The organism is Nocardiopsis gilva YIM 90087 (assembly GCF_002263495.1).
Taxonomy (GTDB): domain Bacteria; phylum Actinomycetota; class Actinomycetes; order Streptosporangiales; family Streptosporangiaceae; genus Nocardiopsis_C; species Nocardiopsis_C gilva.
In genome coordinates this window covers 2457192-2473384 of the sequence record NZ_CP022753.1, presented here as the reverse complement: position 1 = coordinate 2473384, position 16193 = coordinate 2457192, and the positions used below count along the sequence as shown (strand labels likewise).

General features: G+C 69.3%; 12 protein-coding genes. 4 read left to right on the top strand and 8 right to left on the bottom strand.

From position 1 onward, the window contains the following. The first annotated feature begins 121 nt into the window (after window positions 1-121). Entirely contained in the window at window positions 122-472 is a 351-nt protein-coding gene (locus tag CDO52_RS11280; protein ID WP_157745524.1) for a hypothetical protein, read from the top strand. Window positions 473-615: 143 nt separating this feature from the next. Here the strand turns inward: CDO52_RS11280 and CDO52_RS11275 are convergent, their stop codons facing one another. The 3 genes from CDO52_RS11275 to CDO52_RS11265 form a co-directional block, all read right to left on the bottom strand. Next, window positions 616-2166, bottom strand: coding sequence for an alpha-amylase (locus tag CDO52_RS11275; protein WP_017617147.1), 1551 nt, complete (start codon window positions 2164-2166; stop codon window positions 616-618). A 366-nt stretch (window positions 2167-2532) separates the two neighbouring features. Then, a complete protein-coding gene (locus CDO52_RS11270; RefSeq protein ID WP_017617148.1) occupies window positions 2533-2868 on the bottom strand; it encodes a hypothetical protein in 336 nt (111 codons plus the stop codon). Window positions 2869-2947: 79 nt separating this feature from the next. Next, window positions 2948-3715: a hypothetical protein gene (locus tag CDO52_RS11265; RefSeq protein WP_017617149.1), complete on the bottom strand. Its 768-nt coding sequence runs from the start codon at window positions 3713-3715 to the stop codon at window positions 2948-2950. A 428-nt stretch (window positions 3716-4143) separates the two neighbouring features. Between CDO52_RS11265 and CDO52_RS11260 the strand changes: the two genes are divergently transcribed. Both CDO52_RS11260 and CDO52_RS11255 read left to right on the top strand, forming a co-directional pair. Beyond that, the gene (locus CDO52_RS11260) at window positions 4144-4365 is read left to right on the top strand and encodes a hypothetical protein (RefSeq protein ID WP_017617150.1); all 222 of its coding nucleotides are present in this window, start codon (window positions 4144-4146) and stop codon (window positions 4363-4365) included. A 99-nt stretch (window positions 4366-4464) separates the two neighbouring features. Beyond that, the gene (locus CDO52_RS11255) at window positions 4465-7485 is read left to right on the top strand and encodes a helix-turn-helix transcriptional regulator (RefSeq protein ID WP_094932823.1); all 3021 of its coding nucleotides are present in this window, start codon (window positions 4465-4467) and stop codon (window positions 7483-7485) included. Between the two features lie 115 nt (window positions 7486-7600). Here the strand turns inward: CDO52_RS11255 and CDO52_RS11250 are convergent, their stop codons facing one another. After that, window positions 7601-9355 (bottom strand): NAD+ synthase, encoded by a 1755-nt coding sequence (locus tag CDO52_RS11250; RefSeq protein WP_026125490.1) that lies wholly within the window; start codon window positions 9353-9355, stop codon window positions 7601-7603. Window positions 9356-9590: 235 nt separating this feature from the next. On the opposite strand from CDO52_RS11250, the gene CDO52_RS11245 reads away from it, so the two are divergent. Continuing rightward, window positions 9591-10952 (top strand): glutamine synthetase family protein, encoded by a 1362-nt coding sequence (locus CDO52_RS11245; protein ID WP_017617153.1) that lies wholly within the window; start codon window positions 9591-9593, stop codon window positions 10950-10952. 58 nt (window positions 10953-11010) lie between these two features. Here the strand turns inward: CDO52_RS11245 and CDO52_RS11240 are convergent, their stop codons facing one another. The 4 genes from CDO52_RS11240 to CDO52_RS11225 form a co-directional block, all read right to left on the bottom strand. Further along, the gene (locus CDO52_RS11240) at window positions 11011-11736 is read right to left on the bottom strand and encodes a response regulator (RefSeq protein ID WP_394296710.1); all 726 of its coding nucleotides are present in this window, start codon (window positions 11734-11736) and stop codon (window positions 11011-11013) included. A gap of 323 nt (window positions 11737-12059) precedes the next feature. Beyond that, the gene (locus tag CDO52_RS11235; protein WP_026125492.1) at window positions 12060-15059 is read right to left on the bottom strand and encodes a helix-turn-helix transcriptional regulator; all 3000 of its coding nucleotides are present in this window, start codon (window positions 15057-15059) and stop codon (window positions 12060-12062) included. A gap of 133 nt (window positions 15060-15192) precedes the next feature. Beyond that, entirely contained in the window at window positions 15193-15393 is a 201-nt protein-coding gene (locus CDO52_RS11230) for a hypothetical protein (RefSeq protein WP_017617156.1), read from the bottom strand. Window positions 15394-15577: 184 nt separating this feature from the next. Next, complete coding sequence (locus CDO52_RS11225) at window positions 15578-16189, bottom strand: TetR/AcrR family transcriptional regulator (protein ID WP_017617157.1); 612 nt, start codon at window positions 16187-16189, stop codon at window positions 15578-15580. Between the last annotated feature and the right edge of the window lie 4 nt (window positions 16190-16193).

The following is a 16193-nucleotide window of genomic DNA, read 5'->3' as shown; positions in this document are numbered from 1 at the left end:
AATGCATCCTTCTCCCACTCCCCCGACTACGGTGATCACGCAGATCCTCGCAGGTGGAGGTATCCACGCGGTAGTGGTACTGCTCCTTCTATCTCCTGCCGACGATGTTCCCCTGCTCCAGATGGCCGCAGTATTTCTCCTGCTCTACACCGTGTTCCTGCTTATCGTCTCGGCTCCGGCTGCCGTTCGGGTGATCGTCACCCGCCGCCAGCCGCCCGAGGGAGATCGCGTCCTCGACACTCTTGTGTTCGTCGGCGGAGGTCTCCCGTACGCCCTTTTCTACGCAGGGCTCGCTCCGTGGTCACCCGGCATGGCGCTTCCCGGGTTACTCATCGGCGGGTTGGTCCACCTCGGATGCGTGAAGCTGGCCATGGCGTCGAAGCGGCGGTCGCTGATCGCGGTTCCCGCCCTGCTGCTTCCCGTCATCGTGTTCTTCGCGCGTCTGGCATCGGAATCCCCCGTTTTGCTCTAGCTGCTCTCCTAGGGTCCGCCGCGCTCAAGCTCGTGGGCGCGGCGGACCCTCATCGGTGGATCTGGGCCAGACCACACGTCGTCACCGACAGTACGGCGATGGAGGCGCGGTCGGCGTCATTCACTCTCCTCATGACGGGGTCATTAAGAACCCCTGCCTCCGACATGGATGGCCAGGGTGCCGTTCGCCGGGAGGGTGGCGGTGAGCTGGCCGTCGGTCACGGTGATGGTGGTCGTCGACGTGCACGTGGCAGGGCCGTTGGCGACGTCGCAGTAGGTGCCGTCGGGCAGGTTCGTGGGTGAGGTCAGGTGCCAGACGGTATCGGTGGCGTTGAAGGCGGCGAAGCCGCGGTTGCCACGGTCGAAGGCGAGGCGGGAGTCGCCGTCGGTGGTGCGGGGTACGGCCGGGGCGGGGCCGACGGCTGTGGGGAAGGTCGGCATCGCGTTGAGGTTGCGGTGTTCGCAGAACCAGCGGGCGTTGTCGCAGTCCGTGGGTGCGGTGAGGGCTCCGGCGGGGTTGCCGGCCTCCGGTCCGGTGCTGGGCGGGCCTTCGGCCCGTTGCGTGTAGGAGTAGCTGGACATCACCTTGGGGGTGCCGTACGGCTGCGCGAGCATGAACGTCTGGGCGAGGTCGTGCCGGTCGCCCATGCCCTGGTAGCTGATCGAGACGTCGTCGCGCTGGGTGTCGTGGTTGTCGACGAAGACCACGGCCTCGTCGGCGGCCACGGCCATGTCCTGGTCGAGCGCGTCCAGTAGGCCGTTCAGGCGGCCGTCGCGGACTGCGGTGCCGACCGTGGCATGGAAGCGGAAGTCGGTGACGTCACCCACGTGGGTATAGCCCCACGGCTTGATCGAGTCGGGGCCGCCGCCCTCCTTGACCTCCTGGTAGAGGTAGGGCTTGCCGCCGTAGCCGGGAACGTCGTGGAGTCCGGCTGAGATCGCTTCGAGGTCGGCGGCGGGGACGTGCTTGGCGGCGTCGATCCGGAAGCCGGCGACGCCGAGGTCGATCAGGCCGTTGAGGTAGTCGGTGATATTCGCGCGCACGTTCGGCCGGGAGGTCTTGAGGTCGCGCAGGGCGAGCAGCTCGCAGTTCCAGACCTCGTCGGGGTCGTTCCAGTCGGCGATGTCGTGGCGGCAGTCGTTGAAGTCGCGGCTCGCGTAGGGGACGGCGGGGTAGGTGTAGGCGTCGCCCTGCCACGAGCTGCCCGCGCTTCCGCTGCCGCGGCCCGGGCCCGTGGTGTGGTTGACGATCGCGTCGACGTAGACCTGCACACCGCTGTCGCGGCAGGTCCGTACCATCGCGGCGAAGTCGGCGGCGGTGCCGCGCCGGGTGTTGCTGATCTTGTAGGAGACCGCCTGGTAGTCCTGCCACCAGGGGTACTCGGCACCTTCGGCGCTGGGCAGGACCACGTGCTCCTGGGGCGGGGACACCTGGACCGCGCCATAGCCGTTCGGGCCGAGGACGTCCGCGCATTCCCGGGCGACGGACTCCCATCGCCACTGGAAGAGGTGGACGATGACCGACCCCTGGGCCTGGGGTGCGGTGGTCGTGGAGGATGCGGGGAGTGTGGGGGTGCGGGCGGGGGTGGTCGCGGGCGCCGCTCCGGCGGCGGAGGAGGTGAGAGCCAGCAGCAGGCCGGCACCGAGGATGGTCGAGGTGGTCGCCGCACTGAGTCTGCGTCGTCGCGGTTTCATCGCGCCTCCTAGGCGGATGGAGCGTGTGGGGGATGCGCCGTGAAACCCGCGAAAGAACACGCAAGATGTTTCACGGTGCCGCGAACATAGCAAGCACGCCGATCCCTGTGAAGACCGGATTCCGCGCGCGTGACAGGGAGGAAAAATGGCGCTTGAGGATTGAACGACCTGGGGGATGTCGACGCTGCGCAACACTCGACCACGGTCCGCACATCGGAATCGACCTGCGGAGATACTGATTCGGTTCGTGGGGACGATCGCGCAAGATCATGACGGGAAGTGCAACGGTTTTTCGACATGACGAGGGCCGGGCCCCGCGAGGGAGGGCCCGGCCCCGGTTCTCCTGCGCATCCGTGCGCGTGATCCCTACCAGAAGACGGCGACGCCCACGTTGAGGATTGCCAGCACGCCGGCGGCCAGCGCGAGCTTGGTGGCGGGCTTGCGGAGGTTGATGGTGGCGATGATGGCGACCGCGAACGCGACGACGAGCTTGACTCCCACCTTGATGTGGTCGAGCCCCCCGCCGTCCATCTCGGCGATCCCGACCAGCAGCAGGCCGGTGAGCAGCTGGAGCAGCGTGCTGTGCAGAATCACCTTGGGCGACTTCTCGTTGCCGGTGATGAGCTGCATGAGAAAGCCGCCGATGATGCCGGCCATGCCCAGGAGGTGCAGGAAAACAAGCGCGGAGTAAACGATGTCCATGGCGGCAAGCCTACTACGCCGCGTAGTACATACGCGCTGGTTTTACGACATGATGACATAACACTTCGGCAGCCTCGGCTCAGACGTGGCGGGCCGACTTTCGAATTCGCCGCCGCCACAGTACGAGCACCACCCCCAGGCCGATGACAGCACCCAGGCCTGCCCCGACCAGACTCGACCACGGCGGCCAATACTCCCTGACGGCCGCGACCAACCAGTGGTCCAGCTGCCCCTGGGCGTTCGACTGCTCTGGCCGCTCTGGCTGACCCGACTGGTCCTGCCGCTCCTCCGGTGGCACCAGATTGGCATCGGTCCCGCAGGCCACCAGAGGTCCCCCCTGCTCCAGTTGGACGCAGGCCGTAGTGCCGACATACCGTGTGCCCTGCTCCAAATCGCCCAGCCGCACACGCGTGGTGCGCTCGATCTCCTCCCCGGGGTCGAGCGAGGCCTCCCACGCGATGGCACTGTCCCAGGTGGTGGCCTGCTCCCCCGCGTCGATGACCTCCATCTCCGGCATCAGACTCTGGAACAGCAGGATCCGCTCGAACCGCTCGCCCCCATCGTTGCGCACGGTGATCACGTACTGCGACTCATCTCCGGGACCCATCCAGTGCAGGGCGTCGCGCACACCAACGGACAGGGGCGGGAGCCGCGGGTGGTCCACCTCGCCCTGCTCCGTCTCTTGGTCCTGCTCCGGGTTCTCCGGCTCGTGAGCCGGTTCTTCCCGACCGCCCTGCCCCTGCTGTTCCACCCCGTCCTGAGGCTCCAGTCTCCCGGCCACCGCCGGAAGAGCGAGGAGTCCACCAAGGGCCGCGACGCCCGCCATACCGACGACAGACCGCGCCACCGCGCGACCCGCCCCGCGACGGGCGGAACCTCCACGCACGACCATCGACCCTCCAGCCGGTCATGTGACCCTCCCCCGCGGAGAATCCCCTGGTTATGACAACTATCCGCATCAGCGTCAACACTGAGCGCGACACGCCATCGTTGCTCCGAATCGTCTGACCGACTGACCGCGCTCTCGGCGTCCATCCCCGCCGCTCCCGTCCGTGGCTCGGGTCCCGCCACGACGACCGCGCGCGTCTTAGTCCCATGCCACGCGCGAATCCGCGATCTTAGCCGCTACGCCCCACGTCACGGCCGTGAATAAGGCATCCGCCCCATGTGCGCCCCGGGGTCTTAGCCCGAATCTGAGGATCACGCGGAACGGGCCGCACCAGCGTTCCCGAACCGCCGCGACCACCCAGGGGACGGACCAAGGAGTACGGACACATGACACACCCCGACATCGTCAGAGAGATCGCCCGAGAGCGGATGGCCGACGAGGAGCGCGCCCGGCGCCATCGTTCGGCCGCCGAGCAGGTGGCACACGACCACCGCACCGCGCCCGCCGCACCGCGCGCCTCGTTCGCGGCCCGGCTGGTCGCGTGGCTCGGGCACGTGGGCGCCGCCGAGACTTGGCAGCGGCACATGGCGACGGACCCCCGGCGGTAGGCGGTGCCGCGACGCACACCCGTGGTCCCCCGCAGGGCACGTGAGCCGCACGCCACGGTCGCCGACGGCATCTCGCCCGCTCCGGGCATACTCGGGGACATGGCACCCATCGGCACCAGCCCCGTTTTCGTCGGCCGCCACACCGAGCTGCGCGCCCTGCTCGACCACGCCCACCGCGCGCGGACCGAGGCATCCGCGGCGATGCTCATCGGAGGAGACGCCGGTGTCGGCAAGTCCCGGCTGGTCAGAGAGTTCGCCGCTCAGGTCGGCCAGGGCCGCTTGGTGTCCGGGGGCTGCCTCGAACTGGGTGTGGACGGCCTGCCGTACGCCCCCTTCGTGGCGGTACTCCGCCACCTGCTGCGCGACCTGGGCCGCGCGCCCTTCGACGCGCTCGCGCTCGACGGAGAGCACGAGCTGGCCCGCCTTCTCCCCGAGCTCGGCCACGCCCCCGCCGAGCGACGCGAGGCCCGCGGCATCCTCTTCGAGCAGGTGCTGCGGCTCCTGACTTCCGTATCCCGATCCGATGGCCTGACCATCGTCATCGAGGACCTGCACTGGGCCGACAACGCCACCCGCGACCTGCTGGTCTTCCTGCTGCGCAACTTCTACTCGCCCGGCCTCCAGGTCGTGGCCACTTACCGTGCCGACGACCTCCACCGCACGCACCCCCTACGGCGACTGCTTCCTGAGCTGGAGCGGCTGCGCAGCGTCACCCGGATGGAGCTGGGTCCGCTCGACCGCGAGGAAGTGGCCGAGCAGGCCGCTGCCATCCGCGGCAGCGCCCTGCCGCCCGACGAGGCCACCGCCCTCTACGAGCGGACCGGCGGCAACCCGCTGTTCGTCGAGTCGCTGACCGACTGCTCCACCATCCTCAGCGACCACGTCCCGGAGACCACCCGCGAGCTGCTGCTCGCTTCCCTGTACAAGCTGGACGACCAAGCGCGGTTCGTCGTCCGCGTCGCCTCGGTCGGCGCGGTCAGCGGCGGCCAGATCGAACACGAACTGCTGGCCCACGTCGCCGACCTGCCCGAGAGCGAGCTCGACGCGGCACTCCACGCGGTCGTCGACACCAACGTGCTCCGGGTCGAGGGCACCGGCTACCGGTTCCGGCACGCACTGCTGCGCGAGGCCGTCCACTCCGAGCTGCTGCCCGGCCAGCACTCCCGCCTCCACCTGCGCTTCGCCGAAGCCCTCGACGCACTGCCCGGCGTCATCCCCGCCGACCGGCTCGCCACCGAGCAGGCGCACCACTTCTACGCCGCCAGCGACCTGCCGCGCGCGTTGAGCGCAGCCTGGTCGGCGGCGCGGCACGCGAGCGATGCGCTGGCCTACGCCGAGGAACTGCTCTTGCTGGAACGCGTTCTGGAGTTGTGGGACCGGGTCCCGGACGCCGAGGAGCGGGTCATGGGCAACCACCGCTCGGACGTCGCCAGCCTCGCGGCGGCCGCCGCGGTCCAGGGCGGCCAGAGCTACCGGGCGCGCGAGTTGTGCGACATGGGGTTGGCCGAGCTCTCTGAGGACGCCCAGGAGGACGCCCAGGACGATGAGACCCGCGCCCGCCGCGGCGTGCTGATGCGCCGCCGTGGCCAGGCCGGGATCCAGCTCGCCGACCCGACCGGCGTCGCCGACCTGGTCGAGGCGCTCAACGTGTACCCGCCGCACGCGCGCGGCTACGGGTACCTGCTCTCCCTGCTGGCGCGCGAGGTCCTGCTGCGCCAATCCGTGCCGCTGCCCGCCGCCAGCGGTGTGCGGGGGACGTCGGAGGAATCCCACGGGTCGTCGACGGCCATCACCCTGGCCACGCGGGCCATCCGCCACTCCGAGGGCATGGGCGACCACGAGGACGACCAGTGCGCTCTGGCCGACGCGCGCATCACGCTGGGCACAGCCCTGCTCGTCCAGGGGGAGTTCACGGAGGGGCGGGCCGCTGTCGAGGAGGGCATCGCGCTCGCCCGTCGCATGCACGACCCGTCGCTGGAGGCCCGCGGCCTGATCAACCTCTCCCACTACCTGCGCGAGATCGGGGGCCACGACGAGGCGCTGGGGCTGCTGGAGCGCTCCCTGGAGCAGATCCGCGAGACCGGCCTGATGAGCCTCCATGGCACCTACACCGCGATCAACATCGTCGAGACCCACCTGGAGCTGGGCAACCTGGAGGCCGCTCGGGAGATGGCCCGAACCAGCCTGTCCTGGTCGCCCACTCCGTTGCACCGCATCTGCCTGTCGACAGCCATGGCGCGGGTCGCCCTGCTCCAGGGTGATCTGGATGCGGCGCGCGCCGCCGCGGCGAACCTCGACGCGCGAGGGGAGCTCACCACCGAGCGGCTGCACACAGTGCAGGTCTCGGTTGCTACCGAGCTGGGCTTGGACCTCGCCGCGAACGACCTCACCGCCGCACTGGACCTGGCGCTCTCCACGCTGCGCGGTGTCAGGCTCGATCGGTCCCCCGGCTACAGCTGGATGCTGCTGGACCTGGTGGCCGAGGCCGTGCGCCAGGCATCGGCCGACGGCGCGGAGCAGCAGCCGCCGCTCGCCGCCGAGGTGCGGGGGCTGGTGGAGGAGTGGGCCGCCGACCTCACGCGGTTCGGGCCGGTGCAGGAGGCATACCGGCGCTCCTGCGTCGCGCGGCTGGCCGAGGCCGGCCAGCTGGCGCCAGACAAGGTACTGACAGCCTGGCGGGAGGCCGTGGACGGCTGGGCGGCCACGCCGCTGCGGCTGGAACTCAGCGGAGCACGCCTGCACGCGACCGAAGCCGCCGTCGCCGCGAACGACCGCAGCGACGTCGACGCCTGGGTACGGGCCGCCGCCGCGACCGCCAAGGAGTGCGGCGCCGCCATCCTGGAGAACCGGGCCGCCGACCTCGCCCGGCGTCTCGGCATCTCGTTGGACGCATCCGCCGGGACCGCGCCGCCCGCTCCCCCGGCGGGGCTGACGCCGCGCGAGACGGAGGTGCTGCGCCTGCTCGGGCGCGGCTATACCAACGCCGAGATCGCCCGGGAACTGTTCATCGCCGCCAAGACGGCGAGCGTGCACGTCTCCAACATCCTGGCCAAGCTGGACCTGCCGAACCGGGGAGCCGCCGGGGCGCGGGCGCGCGACCTCGGCCTCATCGACCACTGAGCCCTCCCGCGCAGTCCCGCCGACTCCTCCGTTGATCTCGGCGATATCGACCGAATAATCGGCGACATTCGGTCGATATCGCCGAGATCAACGGAGAGAACGGTGGCTCAGCCCGTCACGGGGTCCAGCGGTTGGTGATCGGGACCCGGCGGTCGCGGCTGAGGTTGCGCGAGCTGATCTTGGGGCCCGGCGGGTACTGGCGCCGCTTGTACTCGGCCCGGTCGACCAGCCGGATCACCTTCTTGACCAGCTCGGGGTCGAATCCGGCGATGGTGAGCTCCAGGTACCCCTTGTCGGTGCCGATGTAGGCGTCGAGAAGTGAGTCGAGCAGCTCGTAGTCGGGCAGGGAGTCGGTGTCGAGCTGTCCGGGGCGCAGCTCCGCGCTCGGTGCCTTGGTGATGGAGTTCTCCGGGATCGGCGCGATCTCTCCCGCCCGCTCGGCCTCGGCGTTGCGCCAGCGCGCCAGATCCCAGACCACCGTCTTCCAGCAGTCCTTGATCGGCGCGTAGCCGCCCACGGAGTCGCCGTAGAGCGTGGAGTAACCGGTGGCCAGCTCGCTCTTGTTGCCAGTGGCCAGGACCAGGTGGCCCTCCTGGTTGGACAGGGACATCACCACGGTGCCGCGCACCCGCGCCTGCAGGTTCTCGGCGGCCAGCCCGTCGAGTGTGACCGCCTCGTCGAACGCCGCCACGATCGACTCGACGGGGATCGTGCGCCCGTGCATGCCCTGCCGCTTGACCAGTTCCTCGGCGTCGGCCACCGAGTGCTCGCTGGAGTACTTGCTGGGCATCAGCACGCAGTGCACGTTCTCGGCGCCCACGGCGTCCGCGGCGATGGTCGCCGTCAGCGCGGAGTCGATGCCGCCGGACAGCGCGACCATGGTCGTGTCGAAGCCGTTCTTGGCGACGTAGTCGCGCAGGCCGGTGACGAGCGCGTGGTAGACCTCGCCGATGTCGTTCGTGGGGTCCGGGCGCGGGGTCAGCACCGGCTCCATCGGTTCGTACGGCGCGACCGGGCGGCTGGAGATGGTGTGCCGGACGATGCGGATGCCGTCTATCGGGCTGGACGGGGGCGACACCTGGGTCGCCTCGGGCAGTCGCAGGTCGGTGACGAGCAGCGCGTCCTCGAACTGCGGTGCGCGCGCCACCAGTTCGCCGTCGGAGTCCACGATCAGCGAGTCGCCCTCGAAGATCAGCTCGTCCTCGGCGCCGCTCATGTTGACATAAGCGATGGACGCGCCGATCTCGCGGGCCCGCTGCTGGCACAGTTCGAGCCGGACGTTGTCCTTGTCCCGCTCGTAGGGCGAGCCGTTGAGGGTGATGAGCATGCTGGCCTGCGCCTCGCGCACGGCCTTGACCGGGCCGCCCTCCTGCCACAGGTCCTCGCAGATCGCGAACGCGATGTCCACGCCGTGCAGCCGCACGACCGGCAGGGTGTCGCCCTGGACGAAGTTGCGGAACTCGTCGAACACCCCGTAGTTGGGCAGGTGGTACTTGGCCGAGGTGAGCTGCACCCGGCCGTGGTGGAGTAGCGCCGAGGAGTTCTGCGGCGCGCCCGCGGGCTGGCCGAAGCGCGCGCCCAGCCCCTCGCGCCGGTTCAGGAACCCGACCATGACCGGGAGGTCGCCCAGGCCCTCGGCGGCGAGCCGCTCGGCGAGGTCGTGGGTCGCCTTCACGGAGGCGGAGACGAACGAGTTCCGCAGCGCGAGGTCCTCGACCGGGTAACCGGTGATGATCATCTCGGGGAACACCACGAGATGGGCGCCTGCCTCGGCGGACCGGCGCGCGTAGTCGACAACGAGCCGACAGTTACCTTCCAGGTCACCAACTGTGGGGTTGACCTGCGCCATTGCAATCCTCAACTGTGCCACACCTTGAGACTACGGCGTCCGCCACCGGGCCGTGCACCCCCGCACCTCGCCGAGCTGTGATAATGCGTACACGGGCGTGATCTCCGCACAGGTCGCACGTGGGAACTGCGTTAATGTGCCGGAAACCTCGGCAAGGCAGACTGGATCACACAGGTGTCTCTTGGTCCCGACCGTCCCGGAGGCGCGGCGCGGAGGCTCAGGGACGCCGTCGAAGCGAACACGAGGAAGGTGAGCCGTGAATCGACAGCAGGAGTTCGTGCTCCGGACTTTGGAGGAGCGCGATATCCGGTTCGTCCGGCTGTGGTTCACCGATGTGCTCGGGTACCTCAAGTCGGTCGCGGTCGCGCCCGCGGAGCTGGAGGCCGCGTTCAGCGAGGGCATCGGGTTCGACGGCTCGGCCATCGAGGGCTTCGCCCGGGTCTATGAGGCCGACATGCTGGCCCAGCCCGACCCGTCGACCTTCCAGGTGCTGCCGTGGCGGAACGAGCCGCACGGCACCGCCCGCATGTACTGCGACATCCTGATGCCGGACGGCAGTCCCAGCTACGCCGACCCGCGCCACGTCCTCAAGCGCCAGCTCAGCAAGGCCTCCGACCTCGGGTTCACCTTCTACACGCATCCCGAGATCGAGTTCTACCTGCTGAAGGGGAAGCCGGAGCCGGGCGAGTTCCCCGAGCCCAACGACTCCGGCGGGTACTTCGACCACACGCCGCACAACAGCGCGCACGACTTCCGGCGCAACGCCATCAACATGCTGGAGGCCATGGGCATCTCGGTGGAGTTCAGCCACCACGAGGGCGGCCCGGGCCAGCAGGAGATCGACCTGCGCTACGCCGACGCGCTCACCACCGCCGACAACATCATGACCTTCCGCCTGGTCATGAAGGAGGTGGCGATGGAGCAGGGCGTCTACGCCACCTTCATGCCCAAGCCGTTCACCGAGTTCCCGGGCTCGGGCATGCACACCCACATGTCGCTGTTCGAGGGCGACCGCAACGCCTTCCACGAGCCGGGCGCCGAATACCAGATGTCGAAGGTCGGCCGCGGCTTCACCGCCGGGCTGCTGCGGCACGCGGCTGAGATCACCGCGGTGTGCAACCAGTGGGTCAACTCCTACAAGCGGCTGTGGGACAACGCGGCGGCGTCGGCGGGCGCCGGCGGCGAGGCTCCGGCCTACGTCTGCTGGGGCCACAACAACCGCTCGGCGCTGGTCCGGGTGCCGATGTACAAGCCGACCAAGAGCAACTCCAGCCGGATCGAGTTCCGCTCGGTGGACACCGCGTGCAACCCGTACCTGGCCTACGCGGTGATCCTCGCCGCCGGGCTGAAGGGGATCGAGGAGGGCTACGAGCTGCCTCCCGGCGCTGAGGACGACGTGTGGGCGCTGACCGACGCCGAGCGGCGCGCGCTGGGCATCGCGCCGCTGCCGCAGAGCCTCGACGAGGCCATCCGCGCGATGGAGACGAGCGAGCTGGTGGCCGAGACGCTCGGCGAGCACGTGTTCGACTTCTTCCTGCGCAACAAGAAGGCGGAGTGGGAGTCCTACCGGCGCCAGGTCACCCCCTACGAGCTGCAGCGGTACCTGCCGACGCTGTGATGCCCGCGCGGGTGGCGCCGCCACGGGGCGGTGTCACCCGCTCGTGTCGCGTGCGGTGTCACCCATCGCCGTCGAGGATCTTCTCCCGTACGGCGTAGACGGCCGCCTCGGTGCGCGAGTGCAGCTGGAGCTTCTCCAGGATGTTGCGCACGTGGTTCTTCACGGTGTGCTCGGAGATGAAGAGCTCGTCGGCGATCTCCTTGTTGTTCAGGCAGCGGGCGACCAGGCGCAGTACCTCAGTCTCGCGATCCGTGAGCTCCGGGGCCGGAAGGCCGCGGGAGCGCCCGCCGTCCTTCTTCGCCAGGGCGGTGAACTCACCGATGAGCTTGGTGGCCATCGACGGGTTGATGAACGACTGGCCGTCGGCGACGGCGCGCACCGCGTCGGGCAGCTCATCGATGGAGATCTCCTTGAGCAGGTAGCCCGTAGCCCCGGCTTTCAGAGCGTCGAAGAGGTCGTTCTCCTCGTCGCTCATCGTCAGCATGACGATCTTTGCGTCCGGAACACTGCTCTTGATGCCGGTGCAGGCCTCGATGCCGTTGCCGTGGGGCATCCACACGTCCATGAGCACGACGTCGGGCAGTAGGTCGGCCGCCTGGCGCACGGCCTGTTCCCCGTCCCCGGACTCGCCGATGACGTCGATGTCGGGCTCTTCCGATAAAACGGACACGAGCCCGCGCCGGAAGAATGCGTGATCATCGACGACGAGGACTTTAATCGGGGCGCCTGTGACCCGTGTGTCCACGGTCAACGTCGGTTCTGGGGTGGGGGGATGCCCACTCACAACGGTTTTCCTTCCTGGCGCGTTGTGGCCGGATATCGGTCGGCACGCGTTCCGCTCGCTTGGAACCCGCGTGATGCGCACCGCCGCACAGATACTTCGGATGCCGCGGATGTGCATCGAGAGGCCGTTGCTTCCTCTACTTTATTCCATACAAGGTCCGAGCCACAGCCCCCGAACCACGGCGTGTAGGGGATTTGCGCGCCTCGTGCACGCGTACGTCGGAGCCACATCGACACATAACATAGCGATCGCACGGCACCCCGGAGACGATTTCGGGGTATTCAACCGATTTGGCTTTTATTTCGTTATACCGCTGCCGGAATTCAGGTCATTCCCGCGTCCCGCGCACGCACCGCTGCGGCGTTCCGATTCGAGACACCGAGTTTGGCCAACACATCCGAGACATGCACGCTCACGGTCTTGATAGAGATCATCAGTTCATTGGCGATCTCCCGATTGGTGCACCCGCGAGTGATCATGGCCAATACCTCGGTCTCGCGCGGGGTGAGTGCGGCAATGGGATCTTCACCGCCACCGGATTGGTCCCTGCCCGGGGAGGAAGGCGAACTCGCCCCCTCGTCTGCACTGCCGGGAGGCGGCACAGCCAACCCCGACTCCTCCGCGACGCGGACGACCTCCCGGAGCAGCGCCCCGGCCGAGCACTCCTCGGCCAGCGCCCGCGCTTCGGTCAGGCTCTGTTCGGCGGTCTCCCGGTCTCCCAGCTCCACCGCGCACTCGGCGAAGCCAGTCAGCGAGCGGATGAGTTCGATCCGCGAGCTGAAGCGGCGTGCGCCCGCAACCGCTGCGCGCCAGTACCCGTACTCCTCCTCCGGCTCATCCGCCAGCAACGCGCGAGACATCGGCAGTGTCACCTTCTCAATCGGCCGGTGCACACGATCGCCGTGTCGTTCGATCATCCCGATGAATCGCCGAAGCCCGGCAGCGACCTCCTCAGCGGGCTCCTCGTACGCGGGATCGCGCTGTACTTCCCGCCGTAGCCGCGCCACAACCGCCGCGATCGGGACCAGCACATGTGAGAGCCAGATCCAGCGCCTCATCCACGGGCGCTCCTCGTGGAGGAGGTCCAGCACCCGTTCAACGGCCCGATCCAGCTGCCCTGTAGCGAGCGCCAGATCCACCTGCAGAACGCGCATCCCAAGGAACTGAGCGGGAGCCGAAGTGTGTTCTGGTAGCACCCGGTAGAACTCGTCGACGGCTTCGCGCGCTGCGGACAGCGATCCCTGCAAGAGATGGATCTCCGCTGATGAGGTGAGCATGCGGGCCCGGCCCAGCGGATTCTCCGCCCCTGAAACACTCTGTAGTACCGCTCGGGCGTCCTCCAGCCGTCCGAGCAGGATCAGGCCGTCGGCGACGCCGACGACGAACAGTGCCCCTTGCGCTCGCAGCAAACCGAGCTGGCGGGCCCGCTCCAGTCCTGCGCGCCAGGTCTGCACCGCGTCCCCGAACCGCCCACTGTACTTGAGGAGCGCTCCGAGGTTCACCACGGCGCGGAACTCCACGAGCGGCCGCTCGATCTCGCGGGCGATCCGTGCGGCCTCCTCGAGCAAGCCGCGCCCCTGCGCCCCCGAGGTCCGGTCATGGCCGATGACGGTGCCGAGTGTGATGAGCGCGTCCGCCTCACTACGTCGGTCACCCACCGTGCGGGCGAGGTCGAGAGCGCGGCGCGCGCCACGTGCCGCGTCGTCGTCATGGCCGCGCATCATCAGGGTCGACGCCATCGCCGCCAAGACCTTGGCCCGTCCCCGGTGTTTGTCGGGCATCACACGCAACGCCCACCCCAGGTCCTCCAAGGCGCCGTCTCCGGCCATCTCCCTGCGCGCCTCCCCGCGGGCGTGCAGCAGGTCGGCCAGGAGAACACGGTCCTCTTCGGGAAGATGGTCGTAGCCGGAGAAATCGGCGGTAGGAAACGAGGGCAACCACTGGTCCAGAGCCTCGCTCGCGTACTCGATGGCGCGCAAGGGGCGTCCGAGTGCGCGGGCGATGAGCGAAGCGCGCCACAGCACCCGGGCGTGGGGTGTGCTGATCCGTTCGGCAGCGTCCGGGACCTGCTCCCACAGCTCCAGCACGCGTTCCACCATGTCCAGGGCCTCCGGGTGGGCGAGGGCTCCGCGTGCGTGCCGCGCCACCCGCCAGGCCGCCTCCAGTGCCCGGGGCAGGTCATGGGCGGCGTAGGCGTGGTGGGCCAGCCGGGCGGCCGCCGCACGCGGGGCAAGGCCGGGAACACCGGCCTCCAGCGCGTCGGCGAAGCGGCGGTGCAGTCGGACACGCTCGCCTGGGAGCAGGTCTTCCTGCACGGCTTCGGCCAGGAGAGCGTGCCGGAAAACGTAGTGGTCGCCGCTGGTACGCAGCACGTTGGCGTCGATCGCGGCGCGCAACGCGACGTCGAGCTCGTCGGCGGGCAGGTCGGTGACGGTGGCCAGCAGCTCGTGGCTGACCCGATCGCCACCGAGTGCGACGGACTTCAGCACCGAGCGCGCGGTGTCGTCGAGCGGTCGCAACGCGCCCAGCAGGAGTTCGCGCGGGCCCTCGGGAACGGGGGCGGTGGCGAGGTCGCGGTACTCCATGAAGGATTCGACGAACAGCGGGTTGCCGCCGCTGCGTTCGTAGATGAGGTCCACGTCGCGCGCGGGCAGGTCCTCACCGCGAATCCCGGCGGCCTGCCGGGCGACCTCCTCCCGGCCTAGCGGTGCCAGGTCGAGCCGCCCCACCGAGGGCAGTCGCTCCAGCTCGGGCAGCAGACGGCGCAGCGGGTGGCTGCGATGCAGGTCGTCGGTCCGAAAGCTGATGAGCAGCTGCACGCGAGCGGTGAGCAGATTACGCAGCAGGAACACCAGCAGATCGCGGGTGGAGGTGTCGGCCCAGTGCAGGTCTTCCACGATGACGGTGAGCCCGTCAGGCTCGGCGGCGGCCTCGAAGAAGGTCAGGACCTCTTCGAACATCCGGGCGCGGCCTTCATCCGCCGACTCGGGTACCGGTCCGAGTTCGGGGAGGAGCCGCGCCATCTCCCGTGGCCGCTGTTCGGGCGTCAGGTCGGTCCCTCGGGCGAGCAGCCGGAGCACGGTGACGAACGGAGCGAACGGCAGCCCTTCGACGCCCAATTCCAGGCAGCCGCCGGTGACCACCCGGCCCATGGCCGCGCGATCTGCGTACTCACGCAGCAGCCGCGACTTGCCCACCCCGGCCTCGCCGGTGATCAGCACCGCTGTCGACGCCTCGCGGCGTGCCGCGTCCGCGTCGTCGAGCAGTTCCTTCAGCTCGGCCTCGCGGCCGACGAACACGGGGCTGGGGTCACGGCGTTCCATGGCGCCCAGTATGTCGCTTCCGCCCACCCGCCGCTCCCGTCGACCACACCCGCAACGCCCACACCGCAGGCGTTCCGGGCGCCGCCCGCGGAGCGCACGCGGGCCTGTGCGGGGTACCCCGCCGCATCGGTCCTCAGGCGGCCGGGCCGACGTTTCGGTCGCGTGGTTCGGCGGTGACAGGACGGAAGGCTGCCGTAGGCGTGTCGTCCTCGGGATCCTCGTCGTCCTTGCGCTGCCGCTTGGCGTCGCGCAGCATCCGCCGCTGCTCCGCGTCGGTCCGCGCCTCCTCTTGGCGTTGCCGGGCCAATTCCGCGGCGTGGTCCGGGTGCAACATGGGGCCTCCCGATGTCGTTCCTGCCGAGGCCGAATGGCCTCGGCAGTCACCACATTCGGGCTAAGGCCCCTGGCGCCGGTATCGGACAAGCACCCGAGATTCCCTGCTCAAAGGGATAGGTAAGGGAGCGAACGCATCCCTAGGGAACGCCCGGGACGGGCCCCCGCGCCGTCCCGGGCGGGTCTCAGGCGCCGATCCGGTCGGCGGCGTCCTGCTGGTAGATGCCCTTGCACACGGTGTCCACCAGCTGCTCGGCGCACCGTTCCGGGGAAATATCGGTGGCGTTGCGCGCGTAGCTCAGCGCGCCCCCGACCAGCAGGTACAGGACCGTGGTGGGCTCCAGCCCGGGGTGCAGCTCGCCCCGCTCGATGCCCCGCTCGATGGTCTGGAACACGGCCTCGTGCCGAGGGGCCACCACCTGCTGCTTGATCCGCTTCCCGATCTCGGGGTGGGTATCGCTCATCATCAGCGTGCTGATGACGCGCTGCAGCGGGCTGTCCATCTCGTCGCAGATCTGCGCCACGATCTTCACCAGGTCGTCGCGCGCGCTGCCGACACCGAGTTCGGGCAGCGGGGGGCGCAGCGTGGCCACGGCGTCGGTGAACAGCTCCACCTTGCCGGGCCAGCGGCGGTAGATGGTGGCCTTGCCGACCCCGGCGCGGGCGGCGATCGCCTCCATCGAGATTCCGGCGACGTCCTTGCGTTCGGCCAGCAACTTCAGGGCCGCGGAGAGGATGGCGTCGTCGGCCTTGAGGCTGCGGGGGCGACCGCGGGGCGGGCAGGCTGTCGGGTCCATGATC

What these genes read in the sequence shown, in the direction of transcription:
- CDO52_RS11280 (WP_157745524.1), top strand. Translation starts at nt 122, where the DNA reads ATGGCCGCAGTATTTCTCCTGCTCTACACCGTGTTCCTGCTTATCGTC.
- CDO52_RS11275 (WP_017617147.1), bottom strand. Translation starts at nt 2,166, where the DNA reads ATGAAACCGCGACGACGCAGACTCAGTGCGGCGACCACCTCGACCATC.
- CDO52_RS11270 (WP_017617148.1), bottom strand. Translation starts at nt 2,868, where the DNA reads ATGGACATCGTTTACTCCGCGCTTGTTTTCCTGCACCTCCTGGGCATG.
- CDO52_RS11260 (WP_017617150.1), top strand. Translation starts at nt 4,144, where the DNA reads ATGACACACCCCGACATCGTCAGAGAGATCGCCCGAGAGCGGATGGCC.
- CDO52_RS11255 (WP_094932823.1), top strand. Translation starts at nt 4,465, where the DNA reads ATGGCACCCATCGGCACCAGCCCCGTTTTCGTCGGCCGCCACACCGAG.
- CDO52_RS11235 (WP_026125492.1), bottom strand. Translation starts at nt 15,059, where the DNA reads ATGGAACGCCGTGACCCCAGCCCCGTGTTCGTCGGCCGCGAGGCCGAG.
- CDO52_RS11230 (WP_017617156.1), bottom strand. Translation starts at nt 15,393, where the DNA reads ATGTTGCACCCGGACCACGCCGCGGAATTGGCCCGGCAACGCCAAGAG.
- CDO52_RS11225 (WP_017617157.1), bottom strand. Translation starts at nt 16,189, where the DNA reads ATGGACCCGACAGCCTGCCCGCCCCGCGGTCGCCCCCGCAGCCTCAAG.